At 65.9% G+C, this 25,300-nt stretch carries 19 protein-coding genes, 1 tRNA gene, 4 pseudogenes and 2 other annotated features; of the genes and pseudogenes, 16 read left to right on the top strand and 8 right to left on the bottom strand.

The genetic code is table 11. The features are described 5' to 3' along the window. Nucleotides 1-40: 40 nt before the first annotated feature. Nucleotides 41-2,311: a VIT domain-containing protein gene (locus QY307_02845; protein WKZ83201.1), complete on the bottom strand. Its 2,271-nt coding sequence runs from the start codon at nt 2,309-2,311 to the stop codon at nt 41-43. A 91-nt stretch (nt 2,312-2,402) separates the two neighbouring features. Here QY307_02845 and recO point away from each other — a divergent pair, with 91 nt between their 5' ends. The 9 genes and pseudogenes from recO to QY307_02800 all read left to right on the top strand — a co-directional run bounded on the left by recO (nt 2,403) and on the right by QY307_02800 (nt 9,942). Continuing rightward, complete coding sequence (gene recO, locus QY307_02840) at nt 2,403-3,119, top strand: DNA repair protein RecO (protein ID WKZ83200.1); 717 nt, start codon at nt 2,403-2,405, stop codon at nt 3,117-3,119. Nucleotides 3,120-3,129: 10 nt separating this feature from the next. Beyond that, complete coding sequence (gene uppS, locus QY307_02835) at nt 3,130-3,816, top strand: polyprenyl diphosphate synthase (protein ID WKZ83199.1); 687 nt, start codon at nt 3,130-3,132, stop codon at nt 3,814-3,816. Between the two features lie 129 nt (nt 3,817-3,945). Beyond that, nucleotides 3,946-5,253, top strand: a complete 1,308-nt coding sequence (locus QY307_02830; protein ID WKZ83198.1) for a glycine--tRNA ligase — start codon at nt 3,946-3,948, stop codon at nt 5,251-5,253. A 44-nt stretch (nt 5,254-5,297) separates the two neighbouring features. Next, entirely contained in the window at nt 5,298-7,046 is a 1,749-nt protein-coding gene (gene dnaG / locus QY307_02825; GenBank protein WKZ83197.1) for a DNA primase, read from the top strand. Then, on the top strand, nt 7,043-8,173 hold the full coding sequence (gene rpoD, locus QY307_02820; GenBank protein WKZ83196.1) for an RNA polymerase sigma factor RpoD: 1,131 nt from the start codon (nt 7,043-7,045) through the stop codon (nt 8,171-8,173). The genes dnaG and rpoD overlap by 4 nt, the downstream gene beginning before the upstream one ends. 27 nt (nt 8,174-8,200) lie before the next feature. Next, nucleotides 8,201-8,275 (top strand) — tRNA-Asn (locus QY307_02815). 87 nt (nt 8,276-8,362) lie between these two features. Then, nucleotides 8,363-8,746 carry a helix-turn-helix domain-containing protein gene (locus QY307_02810; protein WKZ83195.1) on the top strand — a complete coding sequence of 128 codons (384 nt, stop codon included), beginning with the start codon at nt 8,363-8,365 and terminating at the stop codon, nt 8,744-8,746. Between the two features lie 9 nt (nt 8,747-8,755). Beyond that, nucleotides 8,756-9,220, top strand: a complete 465-nt coding sequence (locus QY307_02805; protein ID WKZ83194.1) for a hypothetical protein — start codon at nt 8,756-8,758, stop codon at nt 9,218-9,220. Between the two features lie 548 nt (nt 9,221-9,768). Then, nucleotides 9,769-9,942, top strand: a pseudogene (locus tag QY307_02800) (SAM-dependent DNA methyltransferase). A 677-nt stretch (nt 9,943-10,619) separates the two neighbouring features. Here QY307_02800 and QY307_02795 read toward each other — a convergent pair. Continuing rightward, on the bottom strand, nt 10,620-11,876 hold the full coding sequence (locus QY307_02795; GenBank protein ID WKZ83745.1) for an IS256 family transposase: 1,257 nt from the start codon (nt 11,874-11,876) through the stop codon (nt 10,620-10,622). Nucleotides 11,877-12,817: 941 nt separating this feature from the next. Here QY307_02795 and QY307_02790 point away from each other — a divergent pair. Next, nucleotides 12,818-13,270, top strand: coding sequence for an SH3 domain-containing protein (locus QY307_02790; protein ID WKZ83193.1), 453 nt, complete (start codon nt 12,818-12,820; stop codon nt 13,268-13,270). Between the two features lie 161 nt (nt 13,271-13,431). On the opposite strand, the pseudogene QY307_02785 reads toward QY307_02790, so the two are convergent. Continuing rightward, nucleotides 13,432-14,289, bottom strand: a pseudogene (locus QY307_02785) (IS3 family transposase). Beyond that, nucleotides 14,170-14,301, bottom strand: a sequence feature (AL1L pseudoknot). Its footprint overlaps the pseudogene before it by 120 nt. An 86-nt stretch (nt 14,302-14,387) precedes the next feature. Between QY307_02785 and QY307_02780 the strand changes: the two are divergent. Beyond that, complete coding sequence (locus tag QY307_02780) at nt 14,388-15,545, top strand: IS30 family transposase (protein ID WKZ83192.1); 1,158 nt, start codon at nt 14,388-14,390, stop codon at nt 15,543-15,545. A 6-nt stretch (nt 15,546-15,551) separates the two neighbouring features. Here QY307_02780 and QY307_02775 read toward each other — a convergent pair. The 3 genes and pseudogenes from QY307_02775 to QY307_02765 form a co-directional block, all read right to left on the bottom strand. Further along, nucleotides 15,552-15,821 (bottom strand): annotated as a pseudogene (locus tag QY307_02775) (transposase). Nucleotides 15,822-16,310: 489 nt separating this feature from the next. Next, nucleotides 16,311-17,462, bottom strand: a complete 1,152-nt coding sequence (locus QY307_02770) for a hypothetical protein (GenBank protein WKZ83191.1) — start codon at nt 17,460-17,462, stop codon at nt 16,311-16,313. 240 nt (nt 17,463-17,702) lie between these two features. Next, nucleotides 17,703-18,937: pseudogene (locus QY307_02765) on the bottom strand (IS3 family transposase). Next, nucleotides 18,522-18,653, bottom strand: a sequence feature (AL1L pseudoknot). Its footprint overlaps the pseudogene before it by 132 nt. Nucleotides 18,938-19,072: 135 nt before the next feature. Here QY307_02765 and QY307_02760 point away from each other — a divergent pair. The 3 genes from QY307_02760 (at nt 19,073) to QY307_02750 (ending at nt 21,455) form a co-directional block, all read left to right on the top strand. Further along, nucleotides 19,073-19,483 (top strand): hypothetical protein, encoded by a 411-nt coding sequence (locus tag QY307_02760; GenBank protein ID WKZ83190.1) that lies wholly within the window; start codon nt 19,073-19,075, stop codon nt 19,481-19,483. Continuing rightward, the gene (locus tag QY307_02755; GenBank protein ID WKZ83189.1) at nt 19,480-20,436 is read left to right on the top strand and encodes a hypothetical protein; all 957 of its coding nucleotides are present in this window, start codon (nt 19,480-19,482) and stop codon (nt 20,434-20,436) included. The genes QY307_02760 and QY307_02755 overlap by 4 nt, the downstream gene beginning before the upstream one ends. A gap of 614 nt (nt 20,437-21,050) precedes the next feature. Continuing rightward, complete coding sequence (locus tag QY307_02750) at nt 21,051-21,455, top strand: hypothetical protein (protein WKZ83188.1); 405 nt, start codon at nt 21,051-21,053, stop codon at nt 21,453-21,455. Nucleotides 21,456-21,765: 310 nt separating this feature from the next. Here the strand turns inward: QY307_02750 and QY307_02745 are convergent, their stop codons facing one another. Next, nucleotides 21,766-22,875 carry a hypothetical protein gene (locus QY307_02745; protein WKZ83187.1) on the bottom strand — a complete coding sequence of 370 codons (1,110 nt, stop codon included), beginning with the start codon at nt 22,873-22,875 and terminating at the stop codon, nt 21,766-21,768. 9 nt (nt 22,876-22,884) lie between these two features. Beyond that, the gene (locus QY307_02740) at nt 22,885-23,202 is read right to left on the bottom strand and encodes a helix-turn-helix transcriptional regulator (protein ID WKZ83186.1); all 318 of its coding nucleotides are present in this window, start codon (nt 23,200-23,202) and stop codon (nt 22,885-22,887) included. Nucleotides 23,203-23,440: 238 nt separating this feature from the next. Here QY307_02740 and QY307_02735 point away from each other — a divergent pair, with 238 nt between their 5' ends. Continuing rightward, on the top strand, nt 23,441-23,650 hold the full coding sequence (locus tag QY307_02735) for a helix-turn-helix domain-containing protein (GenBank protein ID WKZ83185.1): 210 nt from the start codon (nt 23,441-23,443) through the stop codon (nt 23,648-23,650). Between the two features lie 127 nt (nt 23,651-23,777). Continuing rightward, a complete protein-coding gene (locus tag QY307_02730; protein WKZ83184.1) occupies nt 23,778-25,286 on the top strand; it encodes a hypothetical protein in 1,509 nt (502 codons plus the stop codon). Nucleotides 25,287-25,300: the final 14 nt, after the last annotated feature.

The raw sequence follows: 25,300 nt of genomic DNA, 5'->3' as shown, positions 1-25,300 counted from the left end.
CAAGTGTCGCGCAAGGCCGCGCCACGTGTGAGTCGTTCGATCAACGGTGGCGTCGGATTCCTCCGAAGGCGAGGATCGCAGCCGAGGCGATGGCGGCACCGATGACCAGCAAGGCGACCGGGAACTCCCCTCTCGCCGAGCTCGCCGGGGGGGCGAAGGCTTCCCCGGGCACGGTCGACGTGGTCGGCTCGGCGGCGGTGGTGCTCTCGGGCAGGGGATCGGATGGCTCGCCGGAGGGAACCACCTCGTAGGCCACGCCATCGGCGACCACGATCATCTCCGCCGCCGCCGCCAGGATCGCTCCCATTTCCGGTCGCTGCGCCAGCGAGAAGTACTCGACCGAGCCGAAGGAGATGCGTACCACCGGCATCTGGGGGTCGTAGAGGGTGTCGATCCATCTGCCGTCGCTCCACAGCAGGGTACGGTCACCCGCCAGGATCACGAGGTCGGTGGGCATCGACGCCAGGCGCTCGGCGGCAACCAGCCCGGCGGCGGCGTCGGCCTCATCCACCGCCGCCTTCCCCGAGGACTGCGTGGGGGTGTCGGCGGCCTGGCGCGCCGCCTCGCTGCTGATGTCCTCGAGCGCCTGCTCCCCGAACGGGGCATCCTCGGTCACCAGGTAGGAGGTGTACGGGGTGACGATCCCCCATCTGATCGAGAGGCGCACTATCTGGTCGATGGTCTCGGGGTCGGGGCCGTCGAGCCGCACCGAGCGGAGCAGTTCGCCGATCTTGCGACCGGCCCACAGCCGCGGCACCGACGGGTCCCCACCCGACTCGGTGAAGAGCACGTCGTCGAACACCAGACGAACCTCGTCGCCCCCGGAGCGCCCGGTGAGGGTGATCGTGGCCGGCCCTGCTCCCGTGTACCGGCCCACCGCCACCAGTTGACCACCTCGGAAGACGTCGGGGAGGGGCTGCGGCTGGAGGTCGGAGACGGTGACGCCCGAGACGGTGAGGCTCACTCCGGTCAGCACCGGGGACGAGATCCGGGAGTACAGCGACTCGATGGCGGCGTCGATCGCCTCGTCGGGGGTGACGTAGGTGGTGCTTCCGTGGTGCTCCCTGGCCATCGAGTCGAGCAGGAAGGTGTCCACGTCATAGCCGACGCCGAAGGCGAAGATCGACACCTGATCGCTGCTGCGCCGATCGAGGTTCTCCAGGATGGTGGCGGTGTCGACGACACCTTCGGTGGGGAGCCCGTCGGTGAGGAACACCACGTACGCCGGCCGGCCCGGTTCGGCCCGATCGAGCGCCTCTTCGAGTGCCAGGTCGATGTTGGTGGAGCCCCCGGGGGCGAGGGTCGACAGCCAGTCGCGCCCCGCCGGCGCCTCGGATGCCGGTCGCAGCCCGTCGCCGAACGAAGTGGTCCCGGTGGAGAAGGCGATCACCTCGAATCGGTCACCGGGATTGAGGCCGTCGAGGACGTGGGCGGCAGCGTCACGAGCCTGGATGAACTTCTCGCCTTCCATGCTTCCCGAAACGTCGAGGACCAGGATCAGGTCCTTGGCCACGACGGCGCCTCCGCCTTCGAGCCCGGGGGATGCCAGGAGGAGGAACCAGCCTTCCTCACCGTCACGGTAGGTCACCACGTCGAGGTCGACGGCACCCGCCCCGGTCGAGTGATAGAGGACCAGGTCGGTGGTCGCCACCTCCGACGCCTCGTACCCCACCACGACGCGTCCGTCCGAGATGCGATCGATCCCGACGTCGTGAGAGGGCGAGTAGACGGTCTTCACCCCGTCGGCGGAGGCGATCTCGATCCGGGCCGACAGAGACTCGATGGTGGCGGCGTGTTCCCTTCCCAGCGGATGGCGGTAGCGGGCGAGTCCGTGGTCGGAGGCGAGCGCCTGGCGGTACTCGATCTCGACCGTTCGCCTCGAGTGGGCCTCGATGGGGAAGAGCCGAAGCCGCAACAGGGCATCGTCCGCCCACTCGAGGAGGGCCGGATCCTGGGTGCGGCGGACGATGTCCTCGTACGTCTGTCGGGCGGCGTCACCGCCGAGGAGCTCGCCTGCGACCGGTTCGCCGTCGATCCACAGGGTGAGGCCGGTGACCGTGGCGTCCACCGGGATCGGGTGGAGGAACTCGCCCTCGCCGGCGAAGTCTCCGTCGTTGCGCAGCACCTGGCGAACCCGCGTCGTGGCGATGCCGTCGGTGATCTCCACCTCCAGCCGGTACTCCTCGACGACCAGGTCGGCGGGGCCGCCGCAGTGCCACCAGGGGCAGGGGGGCAGGGGGGATGGGGTCTGTGCTGCGGCGGTCGAGGGCAGGGAAATGGCCAGAAGGGCGGCGGCGAGGGCGGCGCGCATCGATTGTTCCTTCCGGTCGTCTCTCCTTCGGACGACCGGTCGGGGCCCGCCGGTTCCCGGGTGGCGGATGGGGCGCCGGTACGCTGTCGCCGTGGCGCTGCGCAACGACCAGGGGATCGTGCTGAGGAGCTTCCCGTTCGGGGAGGCGGATCGCGTTGTGGTGATGCTCAGCCCGAACCACGGGAGGCTGCGAGCGGTGGCGAAAGGGGTTCGCCGCACCAAGAGCCGCTTCGGGGGTCGCCTGGAGCCGTTCACCCACGTGGACCTGGTCCTCTATGAGGGCCGCAACCTGGACACCATCACCCAGGTCTCGGTCATCGAGGCGTTCCCTCGGGTGCGTGGCGACCTGGACCGGGTGCTGGCAGCGGGGACGATGGTGGAGGCCATCGACGCCGTGGTTCAGGAGAACGAGGGGTCCCGGCGCTCCTTCCTGCTGTTGCAGCGCGGCCTGCGGGCTCTCGAGGCGAAACCGGCCCATCCCGACGTGATCGCATCCTTCCTCCTCAAGCTGGCGGGCGTGGTCGGCATCGCCCCCGCCCTCGATCACTGCGCCGGGTGCGGGCGCCGTGAAGACCTCAGCCGGTTCTCCTTCGCCGGGGGTGGGGTTCTCTGCGAGCGGGACCGGGTGCCGGGGGCGATCCCACTGCGGCCCGGGCTCACCGCCTACCTGGAGCGCCTCGCCGCCATCGACCTTTCCGATCTGCCCACTGCCGACCCCTCGTTCTCCGGGGAGGCGATGGGCGTGGTGCGGCGGTTCATGGAGTATCACCTCGACCGGCGGCTGGCCGCACCGATACTCGATGCCTGATCCTCGCCACGTGGCCATCATCATGGACGGCAACGGCCGGTGGGCCACCGCACGGGGACTTCCGCGTACCGCCGGGCACGCCGCCGGGGAGTCCGCCCTCTTCGACGTGGTCCATGGCGCCCTCGGCCTGGGGATCGAGTGGCTGACCGTGTTCACCTTCTCCACGGAGAACTGGAATCGCCCGGGCGACGAGGTGGAGTTCCTGATGGGGTTCAAGGAGGACCTGCTGCTGCGGCGGCGCGACGAACTGCACGAGCTCGGGGTCCGGGTGCGGTTCCTCGGAGATCGCGACGATCCCCGTGTTTCCGACCTGCTTCGGGAGAGGATCGCCGACGCCGAGGCGCTGACCTCGGGCAACACCGCCATGACGATGGTGTTCGCCTTCAACTACGGGGCGCGAGCCGAGATCACCGCCGCCGCCCGACGCCTCGCCGAGGATGTGGCCGCCGGCCTCGTACGGCCCGACCAGGTGGACGAGGCGGCGCTGGCGGCCCGTTTCGAGATGCCCGACATGCCGGATCCGGACCTGGTGATCAGGACCAGCGGGGAGCAGCGGATCAGCAACTTCCTGCTGTGGCAGGCGGCGTACGCCGAGTACGTGTTCCCCGACACGCTGTGGCCCGACTTCCACACCGCCGACCTCGAGGCCTGCGTGGCGGAGTACCGGGGCCGGGAGCGACGCTTCGGCAGGGTGTGATCGGGGGCGTGCCGTCCGCTCGTCGGAGGGGCATCCAGGGTCGCCGGCCGCCGTCGAGCCTCCGGCCCGCTCCGCCACGGGCACACCCTCCGACCGCCGGCACCCCGTCCACCCCTAACATCGGCGCCCATGCCGGCCCCCGACCTCGAGACCATCGTCAACCTCTCCAAGCGCCGTGGGTTCGTGTTCCCCGCATCCGAGATCTACGGGGGCCTGCGCTCCTCGTGGGATTACGGGCCGCTGGGCGCCGAGCTGCTGCGCAACCTGCGGGAGGCCTGGTGGCGCGCCATGGTGCAGGAGCGCGACGACGTGGTGGGCATCGACTCGGCCATCATCCAGGCTCGCCAGGTATGGGTCACCTCGGGTCATGAGGCCTCCTTCACCGATCCGCTGGTGGAGTGCACCTCGTGTCATCACCGGTTCCGCCTCGACAAGCTCGACGACCCCGACACCTGCCCCGAGTGTGGTGCCACCGGGTCCTTCACCGACCCGAGGGCGTTCAACCTGATGTTGAAGACCTTCCTCGGACCGGTGGAGGAGGACGCCGCCGTCACCTACCTGCGGCCGGAGACCGCCCAGGGGATCTTCACCAACTACGAGAACGTGCGCCGCACCGCCCGCATGCAACTCCCGTTCGGCATCGCCCAGGTGGGCAAGTCGTTCCGCAACGAGATCACCCCGGGCCAGTTCGTATTCCGCACCCGCGAGTTCGAGCAGATGGAGATGGAGTTCTTCTGCCGGCCCGAGGAGGCCGACGAGTGGTACCGGTACTGGCTGGAGGAGCGGATCGACTGGTATCGCTCCCTCGGGATGAGCGAGGAGCGCCTGCGCCTGCGCCCTCACGTCGAGGACGAGCTGGCCCACTACGCCGCCGCCACCAGCGACGTCGAGTACCTGTTCCCATGGGGTTGGGACGAGCTGGAGGGGATCGCCAACCGCACCGACTTCGACCTCAAGGCGCACTCCGAGGCCAGCGGCGAGGACCTGCGCTACTTCGATCAGGAGAGCGGCGAGCGCTTCTTCCCCTACGTGATCGAACCGGCCGCCGGGGTGACCCGTTCCGCCTTCGCCTTCCTCATCGACGCCTATGACGAGGATCAGGTGGGTGGGGAGAGTCGCCTCGTGCTGCGGCTTCATCCCCGCCTCGCCCCGATCAAGGTGGCCGTCCTCCCGCTGTCGAAGAAGGACGATCTGGTGGCGGTGACCCACGAGGTGGCGGCGATGCTCCGCCGGCGCTGGATGATCGAGGTGGACGTGACACAGTCGATAGGCCGGCGGTATCGCCGCCAGGACGAGATCGGGACCCCGTACTGCGTCACCATCGACTTCGAGACGCTCGAGGACCGGGCGGTCACGATCCGTGATCGCGACACCACCGAACAGGTGCGACTGCCGATCGCCGGCCTGGTCGATCACCTCGAGGGCCTCCTCGGCTGAGTCCCCCCGGGGTGGCCGCGACCGCCCCCGGTACACTCGCCGCGATGGCCTACCGGCGTGACGACATCGAGCGGGTGAGGGACTCCACCGACCTCGCCGAACTGGTCGGGGAGGTCACCAAGGTGCGGCGCTCGGGGCGTTCGGTGATGGCGGTGTGCCCGTTCCATCAGGAGAAGACCCCGTCGATGAGCGTGGATGCCGCCCGGGGCCTGTATCACTGCTTCGGGTGTGGGCGCAGCGGAGACCTGTTTCGCTTCGTGCAGGAGACCCAGGCCGTCGACTTCTCCGAGGCGGTGGAGATGCTGGCCCGCCGCGTCGGGGTGACGCTGCATCAGGACCCGGAGGCGGCCAAGCGTCGTGACCGTCGTCAGGTGCTGGTCGACGCCACCGCCGAGGCCCTGGCGTTCTTCCACGACCGTCTCAAGACGGGCGGTGATGCCGGGGCGGCACGCGGCTACCTGCGGGGACGCGGTTACGACGCCGACGTCGTGGATCGCTTCCTCATCGGTTACAGCCCGGGGGATGGCTCGTCGCTGGTCGACCACCTGCGACGCAAGAAGGTGCCCGAGGACGTGATGGTCACTGCCGGCCTGGCGGTACGGGCCCGCACCGGCCGGGTGTTCGACCGATTTCGGGACCGGGTGATGTTCCCGATCCACGACGTTCGCGGCGACCCCGTCGGGTTCGGTGCCCGGCTTCTCGAAGGGGACGGTCCCAAGTACCTGAACTCGCCGGAGACCCCCCTGTACCACAAGTCGCAGCTGCTGTACGGGCTCCATGCCGCCAAGTCGGACATCGTGCGGCGCGGCGAGGCGGTGGTGGTCGAGGGGTACACCGACGTCATCGCCCTGCACCTCGCCGGGATGCCGGTTGCGGTCGCCACCTGCGGGACCGCCCTCGGCGAGGAGCATCTCGACCTGCTGCGTCGGTTCTCGGAGAAGGTTGTGCTCATGTTCGATGCCGACGAGGCGGGCACTGCGGCCAGCCTGCGGGGTTTCGAGCGGAGCGTCCCGGGGGATCTGGATCTGCGGGTGGCGTTGCTTCCCGAGGGTCGCGATCCCGCCGACGTGGTGGCTGCGGGCGAGGCCGAGCTTCTGGCCAAGGCGGTGGCAGGCTCCACTCCGCTCCTCCAGTTCCGTCTGGACAAGCAGCTGGAGTCCTTCGATCTCTCCGAGCCCGAAGCCCGCGGGCGGGCGGTGCGGGCGGCCGCCGAGACCGTCGCTCGCCATCCCGACCGAATCACCCGTCACGAGTACGCCGTGCTGGTGTCGCGGCGCACCGGTGTCGATCTCGACGTGGTCAACCGCGCCGTGGAGGCGGCGGTTCCCGGCGTCGAGGCGCCGCCACGACCGGCGGTGGCCACCGAGCGGCTCGGCGGTGTGGAGAAGGCGGAGCGTGAGCTGCTCCGGTTGATGCTGGCCAACCACCCCGGGGTGCGAGGCGGCGACCTGAGCGGTGTGTTCTCTCGCGAGGACCATGCCGCCGCCTACAAGATGCTGGTGCCGGTACTGGAAGCGCTCGAACCCGGGGACCCACCCGACCTGGGCTCGCTCCTGGGGGAGGACGACTCGGAGGTGTCGGTGATGCTGCGGGGCCTCGCCGCACTCGACAGGCCTCTCCCGGATCCGGGCGAGGTGTTGGGAAAGGTTCAGGTGGGGGCCATGGAACGCCGAATCCAGGAGTTGAGGCGCCGCGTGGAGTCGACTTCCCCCGGCTCAGAGGCCTATTCCGCCTTGTTCGAGGAGTTGATAGCTTTGGAACGCAGCCGCCGCGATCTCGGGAAGCAGCAATGAGCGTGGATGAAGTCATAGCCGAGCTGCTTGCCCGTGCCCGCCAGCGCGGGTTCCTGGTGGTCACCGAGGTCCAGCAGGAGCTCGAGGAGGCCGAGGCGGGATCCGAGTCGTTCGACTCGGTGATGGACACCCTGCGCGAGAACTCGGTCGAGATTCGCGAGGACACCCACGACGCCATCTTCGACGTGCTCCCCGGCGACGACGAGATCGAGGTCACCGACCCGGTGCGCATGTACCTGCAGGAGATCGGACGGGTGCCGCTGCTCGACACTCAGCAGGAGGTGGAGCTGGCGATGCAGCGCGAGGCGGGGGAGCGCGCTGCCGAGAAGCTGCGTCATCTCAGCCCCGACGCCCCGGCCACCGACCGGGTGTTCCTGGAGCGGGCGGTGCGCTCCGGAGAGCGCGCCGAGCAACGGCTCGTGGAGGCGAACCTGCGCCTGGTGGTCTCGATCGCCAAGAAGTACGTGGGACGGGGAATGCCCCTGCTCGATCTGGTCCAGGAGGGGAATCTGGGCCTGATGCGGGCCGTCGAGAAGTTCGACTACCGCCGGGGTTTCAAGTTCTCCACCTACGCCTCGTGGTGGATCCGCCAGTCGGTCACCCGTGCCCTCGCCGACCAGGGTCGCACCATCCGGGTTCCGGTGCACATGGTGGAGACCATCAACAAGCTGGCGGCCGTGCAGCGGGCGCTCAACCAGGACCTGGGCCGGGAGCCGACCATCGAGGAGATCGCCGCCGATCTCCACATGGAGCCGAGCAAGGTGACCGAGCTGCGTCGCATCGCCCAGGACCCGCTGTCCCTGGAGTCCCCGCTGGGGGAGGAGGACGATTCGACCCTCGGCGATTTCGTCCAGGACCCCGACGCCGAGGCGCCGGTTGCCGCCGCCTCGTTCCGGCTGCTCCAGGACTACCTGGGGGTGGTGCTCGAGGAGCTGTCGGAGCGGGAGCGCGAGGTGCTGATCATGCGGTTCGGGCTCAGGGACGGGCGCATCCACACCCTCGAGGAGGTCGGCCAGCACTTTCGGGTGACCCGGGAGCGGGTCAGACAGTTGGAGACCAAGGCGTTGGCCAAGCTGCGCCAGCCGTCGCGCGCCGGGAAGTTGAAGGACTACCTGGAGGGCGGCTGATCGGCCGGTGGTACCCTTCCCCGCCTTTCCGGGGTAGCTCAACGGCAGAGCAGCGGACTGTTAATCCGTTGGTTGGGAGTTCGAATCTCCCCCCCGGAGCCAGAAAACCCTTGCAGCGCAACAGCCTGCCGGTTTCACCCCAGCGTAGCCGTAGCGGCGGTTGCACGGCGGTTGCAGAAGGAGCGGCGGATGGGTCTCAAGCAGTGTGGTTTCGTCAGCATCGGCTGGTACGCGACAGACCCAGGATGGTGGCTGAGAGAGACAAGCCGTCCCCTGACCGAGGTCGAGCAGAATGCGGCGATCCGGTTCAACACCCGCCGCCAGGGTGGTCGCCTTGATCCTTCGCTGCCCTCTCCCCTTGAGCGAGCGTCCATTCGTAGCCGTGCCGGGTACACCCAGCAGGACATTGCTCGGCTCCTTGATGTGTCTCGCCACACGGTGACCAAGTGGGAACAGCCCGCCGGGTACATCGACGGTCGAAGGCTGCCGGGCCGGGAGCCGGTAGGGGATTTGCGAGAGCAGTACGCGAGCCTCTTGTCCAGGCTGGAAGCCGCAGTGGCGGCGAGCCAGTAGGGGAGAGCCATGCGAGAGAAGCGCACTCTCGCCTTCGAGGCCTTGGATCGGGCACTCGAGCGTGCCGCTCGACACAATGAGCGCGCGTTCGCCGCGCTCGCCGAAGCCCTCTGGTGGGTCTGCGTGCTCAACGACTCCTTCTGGAAGGGACCCTCGGGAGACGACTATGTCGCACGGCGGGAAGGGGACGAGCGCGGTCCGACACTCGTCGGCCTGCGGTACGCCCGCAATCGCCTGACGCATGATCTCGACCTAACCGGGATGCACGGCCTTATCGGCGGCGTCGACCTTCCAGCGAACTTCCCCCTGAACTTCGGAGGGTGGGTTTGGCGGCGTGTAGATGACGTGGCCCCAACCGACCGAGAGGACGCAAACGGAGAGGGTGCCTATCGGCGATGTCTAGAGGGGCACAAGGTCGAGGCGACCCTGCGAACGGCCCGCGACTTCCTCGTCGAGTACAGCCGGTCGAGCTAGGCGGTGAACCGGCGCTTAGCGTCGCCCCGACTTGGGCTTGCGTCCCATCGGCGGGTCCCCCGCCCGTCCGATGGCTTTCGAAACCCTCACGATTTCCTGACGGTATGGGCACCGCCCCGCGCCGGCCGGTAGCCTCCCCGACCAATGCCTGACACCGACTACATCGCCGCGGAGCAGTTGGCTCGTCGGGACATCGACGAGCAGCTGTTGGCGGCGGGCTGGGTGGTGCAGGACCAGGCGCACCTGAACCTCGCAGCCGGAACTGGCGTAGCGGTGCGCGAGGCGGTCCTTGAGGCGGGTCACGGCCGAGCCGACTACCTGCTGTTTGTGAACCGGGAGGCGGTCGGGGCCATCGAGGCGAAGCCGGTGGGGCATACGCTCACCGGGGTGGTGTTCCAGACCGACAAGTATCGGGAGGGACTACCTGAAATGTACCCGGCGCCGATCCGTCCGCTGCCATTCGGGTATGAGTCGACAGGGGTCGAGACCCGCTTCGCCAACGGCTTGGACCCGGATCCGAAGAACCGTCGCGTCTACACCTTTCACCGGCCCGAGACAAGGCCAGCCTCGACATCTTGTGGCTACGCGACGAGTCCCTCGAGGACACAGCCAATCTGCCGCTGCCGGGTGTCATCGCAGCCGAGATCGTCGAAGACCTGGAGGCAGCCCTGGCCGAGTTCGCCGCCATCGCCGACGCGCTCGAGGAGGGGGACGAGCAGTGAGAAGTGGACGGCTGCGCCTCGATGTGATGGCTCGACTCGCGATCCTGGGGGACCTGCTAGATCCCGATCGGCTGACGGCGGTAGCGAACCTGCGGAACGACTTGATCCGAGAAGCCCACGCGGCCGGCTATGCCATTGCTGCCATCGCGAGAGCCGCTGGCGTCTCTCGCCAGACCATCTACAACATTCGGCGTTGACGCGGAATGGCTGCCTCGCGAGTGACATGGGGGTGTCGATGAGCCGAAAGTCGCTTGATCTTCGGGTTATGTTCGCACGGTCTGTCGAGTCGATAAGGGCGAGGTTCAAAGAGGTGTGCGAAGCTGTGGAGCATCGGGGTCCGAAGGGTGTGGCCAAGAGGGATCAACGTGCGTCTTAGGCACCGACTGCTGGTGGTTCTCGGCTGGTTGCTGAAAGGTTTGGGGATTGTCTCGTGCGGGTTGGCGTTGTTTGGGTACGCGTGGTCAGACAACCCACCTGGAACCCCGGTCTGGAGTGAGCCGCTAGGACAAACGCTTCTTGGTTTCCTCGGCTTCTTCTTGATCTTTCATTGGAGCGGTTGGATAATTGAACACGCAGAGCACCTCCACTGGGAGGCCGAAGCCAGGGACGAGTTGCCACCCACCCAGCGGTGATCGCCGGGCCGGGGCCTGTCAAGTTGTTTGTGTGAGGTTGCTGGTTCATCGGGTTTGGAGCCGTCCGGGGAAGGCGACGGCGAATGCGTTGAGTGCTTGTTTCCATCCGTGGGTGCCGGTGCCGAGTGCACCCCCCCTGTCGTGGCCGATGTTTCGGATGCCCAGGTAGAGGATCTTCAACGCCGACTCGTCGGTGGGGAAATGGCCGCGGGTCTTTGTGATCTTGCGCAGCTGGTAGTTCAACGATTCGATGGCGTTGGTGGTGTAGATGATCTTGCGGATGGCCGGGTCGAAGTCGAGGAACGGGGTGAACCGTTCCCAGTTTCGTCTCCACAGGTCGACGATCGCCGGATACCGCTGCCCCCATTCGGCGGCGAAGCCCTCGAGAGCGGCGGCGGCGGCGTCTCTGGTGGGTGCCTGGTAGATCGGCCGCAGCGCCGCGGTCACCTGCTTGCGGTCTTTCCACGAGCAGTAGCGGATCGAGTTGCGGATCAGATGCACCACACAGGTTTGGACCACCGTCTGGGGCCAGACCGCCTCGATGGCGTCACCGAACCCGCTGAGTCCGTCGCAGCAGGCCACCAGCACGTCTGAGACGCCCCGGTTACGCAGCTCGGTGAGCACCCCCAGCCAGAACCTGGCACCTTCGTCGCCGGCTCCGAGCCACAGGCCCAGCACATGTTTGCGGCCGTCTAGATCGACACCCAAAGCGACATAGACCGGGCGGTTACGGACGTGGCCGTCGGTACGGACCTTGACCACGATGGCGTCGAGATACAGGATCGGATACACCGGGTCGAGGGGCCGTGACTGCCATTCCCTCAGCTCGGGCAGGATGGCGTCGGTGATCCGAGAGACCAGCTCCGCAGAGATCTCCACCTGATACACCTCGGCGATATGGGTCTGGACGTCACGCACCGTCATCCCCCGGGCCACCAGTCCGACCACCAAGTCGTTGAACCCGGCGATCCGTCGCTGCCGCTTCGGCACCAACGCCGGGACGAAGGTGCCCTCCCGATCCCGGGGCACCTCGATAGGGATCCCGCCGGCGTCGGTCAGCACCGTCTTGGGATATGACCCGTTGCGATTGTTGCCCGACCCCCACCCCGCCGGATCACCCTTCTCATAGCCGAGATGCCCGGCCATCTCCACCTCCAGGGCCCGGTTCATGATCCGAGACGTCAACTCGGTCAACACCCCGTCGGGACCAAGAAGCTCCAGACCCTCGGCGTCAACCCGGGCCATCAGCCGATCCACCATCGCGTCGTCAATCACCGGGTCCTCCGGATCCCGCCGGCCCATGTCACTCTCAGCAGTCATGCGGGTGCCTCCTATCTCCGACCCCAACCGGGATCAGGGTTGCTGGGACAAACACCTCACACAAACGATTCAACACCCCCCCGGGCCCGAACTCGGTTACCTGTCGCGGCTGCGGCTAGGGAACCTCGGTGGTGAGGAACTGAACGATGTCTGCCACCCACCGTTGGTTGGGGGGCGATCAGCAGCGAAGTCCCGCGCCAACAGGTCAGGAGCCGGGGCGATATCACGACGACCTCGCCGCCACTTCTTGCGGGATTGAGCCCTCATCAGGCCATTTCGGCCCATCAACCGTGCCACTCGACCCCTACTTGCCCCCACACCGCGACGCTGCAACTGGCCCAAGATCCGGGGCGACCCATAGGTACCCCGAGACTCGGCGTGGATCCGACGGATCTCACCCAACGGCGCCTCATTGGCCACCGCCCGGGCCGAGGGACTCCGCGACCGCCAGGCGTAATAGCCCGACCGTGACACCTCGAGCACCCGACACAACCGCTTCACCTCATAGGTGGCCCGAAGCTCATCGACAACACCAAAGCGGCTCACCGTGTCGTCTTCCGGGGCGAAAAGCGCTGCCGCCTTACGCAGGATCTCGCGATCCGCCCGCAAACCGGCGTTCTCCCGCCGCAACCGCGCCAACTCGGCGCGTTCAGTCTCAGACAACCCATCAGGGTCCTCGGCACGGGTGCGGGCATCACGATCGGCCTGGATCCAGTTCCGCAGCGTGTTATCGCTGTTCCCCAGACTCCTAGCCACCTCCGCCCGAGGCCGACCAGACGTTCCACCAGCTCCATCGCCTCAGCGCGAGACTCAGGCGGATTCTTCGACGGACGACTCATACACGGGCTCCTCTCTGGTCAGGCGACCAGAATCCCGTGTCCACCATTTCAAGGCAAGTTCAGCGCCTAACGGCGTAGTCTCCGATGGACACGCAGGCACACGGGAGGCACTTGATGGCCATTGTCGTCTTCATTGCGACCGCAATGGCGGTCGCTCTCTTTTTCGATTTGGTCTTGTTTCCCAACCAGACGTTCAGGACACAGAAAGACCTTGACAATTTCTGGGCACTCGCAGGTGGGGTCAACATTGGCTTGTCGATTCTCACGACGTGGCTTTTTACCAGCTCGCGCAAGAACCGCCCTCAGCCCGGGAACCCGCAAGTTGGCCAGGTTGTCTTCGTGCCCAAGGGGGGCTTGACCATTAGAGCGGACCCCGACCCCAACCTGTCCTCGACCGCGAGTTTCCAGGGAGGCGACACGGTTCGCGTCCTTGAGGTCGCCGCACTATGGGCGAGAGTGGTTTCAACAGAGGACGAGAACAAGGACGGGTGGGTGGACGGCCGGGTGCTCCTGATCCCGAGATCGCAGATCACTTAGCTGGACAGGTCTCCAATCAAAGGACCCGCGCAAGTCCTGACGCAATCGCCCTCTGAACCTCCCCGGGTTCGGTAGAGGCTTCATGTCTTGAGTGTCATCGATTCGGTGGTGGTGTTCTGAAGGTAGTAGGTGGCCTCCTTCTCGGTTGGGGTGGTGGTGCCCATGAGCCGGCGGTGGTTCCACCAGTCGACCCAGAGCAGGGTTTCGAGTTCGAGATCGTCGCAGCCGTGCCAGGGTCCTAGGTTCGAGACGAGTTCGGTCTTGTAGAGCCCGATGATCGATTCCGCCAGGGCATTGTCATAGCTGTCGCCGATGGATCCCACCGACGGGTCGATGCCGGCTTGAGCGAGTCGTTCGGTGTGACGAATCGACAAGTACTGCGCCCCGGCGTCGGTGTGGCAGACGAGACCGGCCACGACGCCGGCTCCGAGTCGGTCCCAGATGGCCTGTTCGAGTGCGGTGAGTACCAGGTCGGTGGTCATGCGCCGGGCCACGTTCCAGCCCACGATGGCTCGTGCGTAGCAGTCGATGACAAACGCCGCATACACGAACCCTGAACGGGTACGCACATAGGTGAAGTCCGCCACCCACTTGGTGTCGGGAGCCTCGGCGGTGAAGTCCCGATCCACCAGGTCGGCGGGACGCTCATCGGCCGGGTCGCTTCTCGTGGTCCGGGGTCCTCCGCCACGAATGGCGCCGCGGATACCCAGCTGGCGCATGAGACGCTCCACCGTGCAGCGGGCCACGATGATGCCTTCTCGGTTCAGCTGCGCCCAGATCTTCGGAGCCCCATACACCGAGTAGTTCTGCTCCCATACCCGCAGCACCTCGGCCTCGAGGGCCTCGTCGCGCAGCCGTCTCGCCGAAGCCGACCGGGACCGGGCCGCGTAGTAGGTCTGAGAAGCGATCGGCAACACCGCGCAGATCGGCTCGACTCCCCAAACAAGACCCTCAGTGCGACGTTCCTTGTGAGCGTCGATGAAAACGATCATCTCTGCTGTGGGCGGTCGAGCTCCGCCGCGAAGAAAGCCGACGCCGCCTTGAGGATCGGCGATTTCAACCGGTGAGCGCAACGGGTCCTGTGAGATGAGCGAGAGCCGATCACGGGAGGTCGTTGATGCAGGGACGGCACGGACACCTGAGCGCCGAGCAGAAGCAGCTTGCCTTCCGGCTACGAGCACGCGGTTGGCGGCTCGTCGATATCGCCAGGGAGATCGGTTGCACCGCGCCCATGGTCGGCTTGATGGTGCGCGACGGAAGGCATGGAGGGGCGGCCCCGTTTGGCTGGGAGCCGCGGTCGGGGGGTCTCACGATCCGCGAGCGTGAGCGGATCCTCCTCGGCATCGGCCGTGGTGAGTCGCTGAGCGCGATCGCCCGGGTTCTGGCGCGTTCGCCGTCGACGGTTACCCGGGAGGTGAAGGCCAACGGTGGCCGGGAGCGCTACTCGGCCTGGCACGCCCATGAGCGTGCCCGCGGACAGGCCCGACGTCCCAAGCCCTGCAAGCTGCGGCGGGGCAGGCTCCTGCGGGAGGTCTCCCGGCGCCTCGAGCAGTTGTGGTCGCCACAGGAGATCTCCCGGCGCTTACCGTTGGACTATCCCGACGACCCGGAGATGCGGGTGAGCCACGAAACGATCTACCAGTCGCTCTTCGTGCAGGGACGCGGCGAGCTGCGCCGGGAGCTGGCCCGGTGCCTGCGTTCGGGACGCACCACCCGGCGCCCTCGGGGCCATGTGGAGAAGCGGGGACGCCTGCCGAGCATGGTCATGATCTCCGAGCGCCCGGCCGAGGCCGACGACCGTGCAGTTCCGGGTCACTGGGAGGGCGACATCATCCTCGGTGAGCGCAGTCGAAGCGCCGTGGGGACACTGGTAGAGCGAACGACCCGGTTCCTGCTCCTGCTGGATCTGAAGGGCGACCGCTCGGCCGAAGCCGTCGACGCCGCCATGCGTAAGGCGATCAGGTCCCTGCCCAAGGAGCTGTGGCGCTCCATCACCTGGGACCAGGGAGCCGAGATGGCCGACCACGTCGACTTCACCGTCGCTACCGATATCCCGATCTACTTCTGCGACCCCCACTCGCCATGGCAGCGCGGATCGAACGAGAACACCAACGGACTGCTGCGCCAATACCTTCCGAAGGGGACCGACCTCTCGAAGTCCAGCGCCACCGATCTACGCCGGATCCAGCGCAGCCTCAACGGTCGCCCGCGCAAGACACTCGGCTATATGACACCATTGGAGAAACTCGCAGAGCTCGTTGCGGCCACCGGTTGAAATCGCCATCTCATTCGCCCGACGCAGCTCCCGGTTCTCGCGCTGCAGCTCCCGGACCCGCACCGACTCCTCCGACGTCACCCCCGGCCGCCGGCCCTCATCGACCTCGGCCTGGCGCACCCACTTGCGCAACGTCTCAGCCGTCATCCCCGACTTGGCCGCTATCGACGTGATCGCCGCCCACTCCGAGGCGTACTCGTCACGATGCTCCAACACCAGACGCACCGTCCGACGGCGCACCTCGTTCGGATACTTCCCCTGCTGTCTCCGTGTCATGGCTCCATCCTCCCAAAGGTCGGAGCCTCCAAGAAACCCGGGGAGGTTCACCTCGGCAGCCCCCCACCCGGAAGACCGGGCGGGGCCCCTATGCCACCTCGTCACCCCCGCCCCCAAAGACCACCCCACACCCATCCCCACCCCGACCTCGCCGGACCCCCTCGACGCACCGTGACGAGTTTCGTTGCATACTCAAGTAAAGAGGTAACCCGTATGCTCAGCGATCCACGGCTCCGTCGGCCCATGCGGCGGCGAGAAGCGCAGGAAGCTTCATGGTTGCCCAACTGCGTACGACAGGGGAGTACCGCCGGAGGCACTGCGCCCCGGACCGCCCAAGGATCCGATGAGTCGTCTCCGCTCCCCCATAGGGGATCTCGCCGCCCCGGGCACACCACATACTTCGCGTTGGTGAGGATCGACGGTAGACGTCAGGTTATGAGTGCATCGTGTGTCAGCATGCCGATAGAACAGGCCCACCGAGCGGCCCGCTTAAGCAGGACGGCACGTCAACGCAGACAACCAGTGGGAGTCTGGGTCAGATGACACGACGAAATATCTGCCGCTGTCATCAGTGCCAGCGACATCCCACACCCTGCCGCCCCCGTGGTCGACTTGGGCGACTAGTCCTGTGTTGAAGTCAATCACGTATACGCCACCCCAGGTCTCACCCTCATCCAAGTCCGCCCCGTACGCCACCCAGGCGACATTGGCGGATGAGTCGTACACCCAGGGATGGAGGTGACCGCGGTCGACTGGAACACCGGGCACCGGTATGACTCGCCCGACGGCGGTCTGGGAATCGATTATCACAAACGCGCTTCCGACACTACCAGCCAAGTCGCCGTTGGCGAGCACATGGAAGTCCCCCCAGCCGACGTACTCCTGCGGTGACTGCACGCGATTCCGGAGAACGAGGGTGTTCTCACGAATCTCGTAGATCGCCATAAGAGGTTCGGACATGTCGCCGACCAGGCCCACCAACCCACCGGCTCCGAACACGAGGTAGGTGTGCAACCCCTCGACCACGGCTGGGCCCATCCACCGACTTCCTGACAGGCGCCACAACCGTGATGCCGCGCCTGCCTCCAACGCCCAGACAGCTCCATCGACGCCCCTGAAGAACTCAACATCGGCACCCGCTCCCTCCGGCAGTCCGACCATCTCGCCACTCCGGAGATCGACGAGCCGGTCGGTGCCGTCCGCCATTTCAGCGACGTACAGCGAGAGATACGGTGAGCCGTACCGAGTCGACTCCAAGGGGGTGACAGTGACCGCGACACCATCGAATGAAGCGACTGAGACGTTGCCAGCCCGGTCGCCTAAGAAGTAGAGGTCCCCGGGGTAAAAGACCATGACTCGCTCATCGTCAAGGGTGGCGACATACCGTACGTCGGTACCGACTGAGGACTGGGAACTCCCGAATATCCGACCCGCCATGTCAACAGCCGCGAAACTGCCAGCCATGTTGATCAGCATGAAGCTGGGTGTCGCAGCAAGAAACCGCACGTCAGCGGCCTCCGATGTGAAGGTGAAGGCCCCCGTTTCCGCGTTGATCGCGCCAACTTCGTCCCAGCCGGCGAACCAGACGGTACTGCCGGCGACGCGAAAACCTGCCTCAGGAACGGGGATGCGGTACATCATTCGACATGAGGGGGCCGGGAAGCTCGTCTGTGTGGTCTCAACGGACGCTCTAGTGTCGCTGGAATCCACCGCACCCGTTGGGACGGCCCCCCCAGTCCCTCCACAGGCACTCGCCGCGACCAGCAACGTCGCGAACACCACGACTGCCCCAAAGCGCGTTGGCCTTGTCATTCCGGACGCTCCCTCTGCCAAGAACCGTGCATGGCATGCTAGGGAACCTCCCCGGGTTCGGTAGAGGCTTCATGTCTTGAGTGTCATCGATTCGGTGGTGGTGTTCTGAAGGTAGTAGGTGGCCTCCTTCTCGGTTGGGGTGGTGGTGCCCATGAGCCGGCGGTGGTTCCACCAGTCGACCCAGAGCAGGGTTTCGAGTTCGAGATCGTCGCAGCCGTGCCAGGGTCCTAGGTTCGAGACGAGTTCGGTCTTGTAGAGCCCGATGATCGATTCCGCCAGGGCATTGTCATAGCTGTCGCCGATGGATCCCACCGAGGGATCGATGCCGGCTTGAGCGAGTCGTTCGGTGTGACGAATCGACAAGTACTGCGCCCCGGCGTCGGTGTGGCAGACGAGACCGGCCACGACGCCGGCTCCGAGTCGGTCCCAGATGGCCTGTTCGAGTGCGGTGAGTACCAGGTCGGTGGTCATGCGCCGGGCCACGTTCCAGCCCACGATGGCTCGTGCGTAGCAGTCGATGACAAACGCCGCATACACGAACCCTGAACGGGTGCGCACATAGGTGAAGTCCGCCACCCACTTGGTGTCGGGAGCCTCGGCGGTGAAGTCCCGATCCACCAGGTCGGCGGGACGCTCATCGGCCGGGTCGCTTCTCGTGGTCCGGGGTCCTCCGCCACGAATGGCGCCGCGGATACCCAGCTGGCGCATGAGACGCTCCACCGTGCAGCGGGCCACGATGATGCCTTCTCGGTTCAGCTGCGCCCAGATCTTCGGAGCCCCATACACCGAGTAGTTCTGCTCCCATACCCGCAGCACCTCGGCCTCGAGGGCCTCGTCGCGCAGCCGTCTCGCCGAAGCCGACCGGGACCGGGCCGCGTAGTAGGTCTGAGAAGCGATCGGCAACACCGCGCAGATCGGCTCGACTCCCCAAACAAGACCCTCAGTGCGACGTTCCTTGTGAGCGTCGATGAAAACGATCATCTCTGCTGTGGGCGGTCGAGCTCCGCCGCGAAGAAAGCCGACGCCGCCTTGAGGATCTCATTCGCCCGACGCAGCTCCCGGTTCTCGCGCTGCAGCTCCCGGACCCGCACCGACTCCTCCGACGTCACCCCCGGCCGCCGGCCCTCATCGATCTCGGCCTGGCGCACCCACTTGCGCAACGTCTCAGCCGTCATCTCCGACTTGGCCGCTGTTGACATGATCGCCGCCCACTCCGAGGCGTACTCGCCACCATGCTCCAACACGAGACGCACCGCCCGACAGCGCACCTCGTTCTGATACTTCCCCTGCTGTCTCCGTGTCATGGCTCCATCCTCCAAGAGGTCGGAGCCTCCAAGGCACCCGGGGACATTCAAGTCGACCCATGAGTTGTTCTAGAGTCCTGATGAGTTTGACAGCACGTGGCAGCAAGGTGACATGGCCAAGGCGGGAGAAGCACAGTGCGGCTGAGCATCCTTGTCGGAGCCGGGGTCTTGCTCTTGACAACCCTGGTCGGTGCTTGTTCGGAGGACCCTCGCCAATCTGGCGAGTACAGGGACCTCGACGCACAGCGGATTGAGCTGGAACGGGGGGTAGCCGACCTCGAAGCTCAACTGGCCCAGTTGCAGGCATCTCTTGCCGCAGCGCTCTCCGACGCAGCGGTCTCGTCAGCTGATGAAGTCGACGATGAACAGGGTGCCTTGGTTGAAGCGAAGACGGTGCTGGCCGACGAGATGGCCCTCCTTCGGCGAGATATCACGCAGGCCGATGGAGCGGCGAGCAGGGCACGAGGACTTATCGAAATCCACAGGAGCCGGCTCCGCTTGGTGGCAGATCTGAGGGCGCAACTTGAGAGTGGGGATTTCAGATGATTCGGAGGCTGGTATCAATGCTGACGGCCGTGATTGTCGTTGCAGGCTGTTCAAGCCCGACATCCACAGCTGAGTACCACGATCTTGAGGTTGTGGCACACGCCCTGAGAAAGCGGGTGAGGACGCTCGAAGCAGAAGTCGAAGCTGCTGCGCAGTCCATTGATAAGTTGGCTGCACCACTGATCGAAGTAGCCTCTCTTCGTCTTGAGCTTGAGGAAATGGAGGCGGAGAAAAGCGGTCTTCGAGACCAACTTCCCGCGTTACTGGCGGACGTCGAGTCCCTAGAGGCTGAGCGCGACAATCTCCGCGATCAGGTTGAAACTGCGACGCAAGAGCTCCATGAGGCCATGCGCAAGTCCTCGGCATTCGGTCGCTGGGTCCGGGCGACGAATACGGAGCAAGGGCGCTGGAAGTGTGCGAAGTCGATCGTGGCCGCCTTTAGAGAGCTTGGGGCGACGGGGGTCACCGAGGCATCCTTGATGGAATCGGCACCGACACCAAGCGACCTCTTCGACGAGGGGAGGGAGGCACTCGGTGTCGCGATAGACCTAGGGTGTCCAAACTGGTGGCTCGAAGACACGGAGTACTGGTCTGAGGAGAAGATCAAGAATTCGCTCTGCAGGACCGTCGACCTGGCAACGCTTGGCCGGCAACCCGACCGAGTCCGCGGGGACTGCCTGACGGGCTGGGGCCGCGTGGTCCAGTTTGATCTGGCAACAGGACCTTGTGTCTTCCATGCAAACGTGGCCACGCACAATGTAGCCTGGTACTCGTACGACTTGCGTGTTGAGTTCAAAGACCCGAACGGCGTCGGCTGCGACTGGCTCGACGGGTTGGTGGAGGGGGATGAGTTTCGCTGGTACGCGATAGGTGATGGTGTGGTGACATATGAGACGAGCCTCGGCGGAACGAATTCGATTCCATCAGTGAAGATCTTCTCCTATGGCGGGTAGTACCTCGGCAATCACAGGTCGAGCGGACTGCGCATCAGGAGCATGAGGAAGATGGCCAGCTTCGTGAGCACCGGGGAGAAGCCGTCAGCTACAGCCGCCTCGCAGGGAGTACGGTTTCGGCGTGGCGAAGTGCGGGCATTGCGGGCAGAGTCTGAGAGTCGCCGAGATTCGCGCTCACCACGGACTGCCTCCACTAATCGCAACTGTGCCCGCGCCAACAAAGCCTCAACCGAAGGCCCCTGAGTCCTCAGCCGAAGTGGCAGTCCGGGAGGTGCGGGCCAAGGAGCGGCACGAGGAGCGCTTACAGCGTGTCGCAAGAACCTGGCCCAAGGCGACCAGGCGGCGTGAAGAGGAGAAACGGGCACAGGAGATCCTCCGGGAGGTCGACTCTCGAAAGCCGAAGCCATCGAAGGCGAAGGGCAAGCGCAAGGTTGGGCGCGTGGAGCGCGATCCCGACGAGACACGCGGTCGCTGGGACAAGTTCGGCGAGTCCCCTCGGCCCACAGGGAAGCCCTACAAGAAGGACTATTAGGGGATTCGACGATTCGCACTCACGTTGTCGCGTGTGCGAGGCGTGGCTCGCGGATGAGGGCAAAGGCCGAGTGTCTCGGCAAATGAGGGAACTCATCGGCCATTGGAGCCTGGACACACCGCCCGAGGTGGTAGCGGCGCAGATGGTTGCCGCTTCTGGCGGGCGGTTTAGCCCAAAGGATCTGCGGGCCTTGGCCATCGCGGTACTCGTCCAGGAGTCGGGTTGGGACCAGGCTGACGGGGGCGTTCTCATCGATCCCGAGGGCAAGCGTCATTGGGTGGTGGCCCGAACCCTCAAACCGGGAGCGAGAGTGGCATCCTTCAGCCTCGGCGATCGGGACTGGGACTTCCTCGCGACGGTGTTTTTCGACCGAGAGTCTTACGAGGTGTTCGGCTGGATGGGCGTGCGGCGGATCTGGGTGGACAAAGCGCTGCATCCGAAGCAGACCAGCGTGCAGCTCACGTGGGACGGTGCGCGGGGTGCGTAGGGAGCGGGCCAGGGTGTTCGGTCCACACGGCCCGATGAGCGCACGGGGTGGGGGGAATCACCGCAAGAAAGTGCCTCGGGTCGAGGACTAGCCGCTACGGTGGGGGGGCCAAAGGAGAGAGGGGCTGGAACCGGAAACGGGGAAGGCCCCCTTCTTCTTTTCCCCCTCGCCTGCGGCTCGGGGAAGACCGCCCTCGCTGCGTTCGGTCGGGCCAAAGGAGAGAGGGGCGTGGAGACCGAATCCGGGGAAGGGCCGCCGTCAACCGTTAGCCGTTAGCAGCGGCACCAGGCTGCTCCTCAGCGACGAAGCTCTATGGCCGGTGCTCCACGACCTGCCCGAGATACCAGTCCCAGGCGTCAAGGAACTCTTCCATGGATTCGGCGATGGCGGCGAACGGCACCCCCGGCCATCGGTCGATACCGTCCTCGGGGATACTCGCTCCGGCCTGGTTGAGCCTGGCGAGCAGGTCGAGCCGGTGCTCGGGCCGGGCGAAGGGTTGGCGCTTCGACATGTCCGAGAAGCGGACTTCGAGCCGCGCCGAGGTAGTCACGCTCATCGTCGCGTGGTCGGCACCGCCGTGATCGAGGACCGGCAGCATCGTCCCGTACACCGCGCCCCTGCCCCATTGGATGTCCAGGCCCCGTGAGATCGCCCAGTCGAAGATCCTGCGCCCGACCGTCACTGCCTCGGTGCCGTGTTCGGCCAGGGCATCGAAAAAGGACCCTTCATCCCATTGGCGGGCTGGGCCTCGGCGCGTCTTCTTCTCTGTGGCCCGGATGGTCTGGCCGTAGACCTGGGGAACGAAGGTGACGAGGTCCTCGCCGACGAACTGTCGCACCTCGAGACCCAGCACCTCGACGGGATCGGTGTGCTGATTCCAGAACTCGATGACACGCCGCAGTTCGACCGGGAGGCGGTCCGCGACGAACAGGAGTCGGACCCGTCCCGCTTCGATGTTCGCGGCGACATTCGACCAGAACTCCTCGGGGTCGTCCGTTCCTGTGAGGGCGACTACCTCGAGGCCGGGGTCCAGGTCGGCCTTGGAACACCTGTCCTCGAGCAGCGACCGCATGCGCTCAGCGGGGATGAAGGCGACCGTGTGGGCCGCGTAGTCGAGCATCTGGCCCACCACTTCGCGGCGGATCCGCGTGTCGGTGGAGCGCTTCACCTCGATGAGGGTGGGCACACCGTCCTGGTCCAGGAGCAGCACGTCCAGCGACCAGTAGCCGCCACCTCCCTCAGCCGCAGGGACCCCGACCTCCTGGTCGATGACCAGCCAGCGCCGTGGCTGTTCGGGGTCGATCTGATCGCCGACAAGCAGGTCAGGGTGCTCGGTGATGAGGCCCTGAAGGATCGCCTCGAAGTCGTAGCCTTTTTCGGTCATCTTGACCAGCGACCCGTCGGCGCGTTTCACGAACATGCCTGGAGCCTATCCGCTCGGGCTGGCGGCCTCCTCGAGTAGCGCCGCCGCGAGGTAGTCCTCCAGGTCGAGGGCGACAGTGAGGGCGAGGGCCACTCGGTTCCTGGGTGCCCGCAGGCCCCGCTCGAGGCGGGATAGGTATCCGGTGCTAATGCCCACTAGCCGGGCAGCCTCCCTCAGGCTCAGGCCCTGACGCAGCCGGGCGAGGCGTAGGGCATGAGCAAGGTCGGGGGGCAGCAGCTCGTAGTCGACGTAATGGCCGCGGACGGCCTGCTGGTCGCGTTCACGGGTTGCCGATGCGCGTGGGTTGCCGAAGCGGTGAGCCATGACCCCTCCAGGGCGGGGGAGGCGCTCGGCGGTGCTCTGCTCACATGATGCCACGCGGGCCTCGAGGTCGGTCGATTTGGAGTGGGCGAAGCGATCACCCGCGGCTCCTACCGACTCCCGTCACACTTTCGCGGGAAACGTGAAATCCCGTCCTATGCTGCCAAGGAAATATCGGTCGCGACCGAGAGTGCCACACGAGAGCGCCAGCGGCCCCGAGTCCCGAAAGGGGTGAGGGCGTATGGCGCTCGAAACGTATCTGGAGGACCGCCTCCTCAGCACCGAGGAAGCGGCCACCTACCTGAACTGCTCCCAGCAGACCCTCCGCAACTGGCGGGTCCAGGGGAGGGGACCAACGGCCGTGAAGGTCGGGGCCTTCCTGGTCCGGTACCGGCAGCGGGACCTGGACGCTTGGCTGGAAGAGCAGAACACCGGGGCCGATCCCCGATGACGGCGCGAAGAACCCCCCGACTTAGGGTCGAGGGGCGCTCCGAACTTGCTGCCCCAGATCCTAGCGGCATCGGCGTCCCGGTCGGTGAATCCCTCGCGTCGCTAGGCGGGCAGATCGGGGGCGCGAGATGACTCCACACCAACAGCCCTGCGTCAAACTCGACACCGCTGATCTCCATGCGCTGACCATTAAGTGCTTGGTCGCCATTATCCAAGCGAATCTGGGTGAGCCTCACCTGTTTCGGTACGGCTTCGGGCTGGCCCGAATCCGCGCGACGAGCAGGGGCATCATGGTGGAGCCGCTGAACCCGGATCGGCTTCGCAACGAGTTGGCGAGGCTCATCAAGTGGCTCGCGCCGCTCCACGACAAGGACGGGGAAGTCGCGCGCTGGAAGAAGGCGAAGCCGCCGCTGGATGTGGTGACGAATGTCCTCGCTGAACCCGATTGGCCCTTGCCGCGGGTGATTCGGGTTGTTCCGTGCCCCGTATTCGGACGCGACGGGCGGATCCGTTCCGAGAGGGGCTACGACCCGAACACGGGGACGTACTACTCGCCACCTGCGGGTTTCGTGCTTCCACCCGTATCGGAAGATCCGACCCCGAGCAAGATCGAGGAGGCGGTCCGCCTGATCCGGCAGGACCTGTTGGGGGACTTCCCCTGGGTAAGTTCGGCGGACTTCGCCAACACGATGGCGATGCTGCTTCTTCCCTTTGTGCGAGACATGTTCGATGGGCCGACCCCGATGCATGTCGTGGACGCCCCCACACCGGGGACAGGAAAGACCCTCCTGGTCAGGCTGGTGGGCATTGTTGTCCTCGGGCGTGAACCGGGCATGGAGACCCAGGGCGGGAGCAGTGACGAGTGGCGCAAGAAGATCGGCGCTTCCCTTTCGAAGGGTTCGGCTCTCGTCGTGATCGACAACCTGCGGGGCAGGATCGACTCTTCTCACCTAGCGTCGGTGCTGACGACAACCGAGTGGGGCGACCGACGGCTCGGGCACAACGACGAGACGATCGAGTTCCCGAACCGAGCGCTGTGGGTGGGGACCGCGAACAACCCGACTTTCTCTCCCGAACTCACGCGCAGGATTGTGCCGATCCGACTCGATGCGAGGGTCGAGCAGCCAGCATCTAGGGACCCTGCCTCCTTCAAGCATCGGGATCTGGCGGGATGGCTAGACCAGAACCGCTCCGAGGTGGTCGCCGCGATCCTCACCCTGGTCCAGGCGTGGGTTGCTGTTGGTCGGCCGTTGGGAGACCGAACAATGGGCAGTTTCGAGAACTGGGCTGGTGTGGTCGGCGGAATCCTTCAGGTGGCGGGGATCGATGGATTCCTCGAGAACCTGGACGACTTCAGAGGCCGGGCTGATACGGAGACGGAGCAGAAGCGGGTGTTCATCAACCGGTGGGCGGAAAGGCACGGTGAGTTGCCCGTCAGTACCTCGGACCTGCTGTCTCTCCTCGGAGACCTACCCGACTTCCTGGAACTCGGCGACGGTTCCGAACGAAGTCGCGCCACCACCCTTGGCCTGCGCCTTGTCGAGATGGACCGCCAGGTCCACAGCGGGTACCGGATCGAGAAGGCAAGGGATAGGGGAGGCGCGAACCAGTGGAGATTGCGCAGGGAGGTGGGCTGAGGACGTTGAGGACC

Source organism: Acidimicrobiia bacterium (assembly GCA_030584185.1).
Taxonomy (GTDB): domain Bacteria; phylum Actinomycetota; class Acidimicrobiia; order Spongiisociales; family UBA11373.
The sequence above is the reverse complement of the archived record's forward strand: the minus strand, read 5'-3'. Positions and strand labels throughout refer to the sequence as shown.